Genomic DNA, 299 nt, shown 5'->3' with positions numbered 1-299 from the left:
GTTTTATGCCGCGTTTTTTAGCTAATTTAATAACTAACACCACGGCAAAAACTAACGCGGTGTAATCGGCACTAAGTGACGCCCATGAAGCGCCTGCTACTGCCCAATCTAGGTATACAACAAAATATATGTCGAGCACTATATTGGTAATATTAGTCACTAATAATAAATAAAACGGCCCACGGCCATAATGCATACCTAGCATCCAACCTAATAGTACTAAATTACATAAGGCCGCAGGCGCACTAAAAATACGAATACTAAAATACTGATACGCTTGCGTAAGCACGTCGCTATTG

General features: G+C 40.1%; 1 protein-coding gene. It reads right to left on the bottom strand.

Going from position 1 to position 299, the window contains the following annotated elements:
* A partial coding sequence (locus AAEY83_RS13855; protein ID WP_502945175.1) for a hypothetical protein occupies positions 1-289 on the bottom strand: 289 nt, incomplete at its 3' end.
* Positions 290-299 lie beyond the last annotated feature (10 nt).

The organism is Psychrobacter sp. TB20-MNA-CIBAN-0197 (assembly GCF_040309765.1).
Classification (GTDB): domain Bacteria; phylum Pseudomonadota; class Gammaproteobacteria; order Pseudomonadales; family Moraxellaceae; genus Psychrobacter; species Psychrobacter submarinus.
Note: the sequence above shows the minus strand (reverse complement) of the source record. Positions and strands in the feature narration are given on the sequence as shown.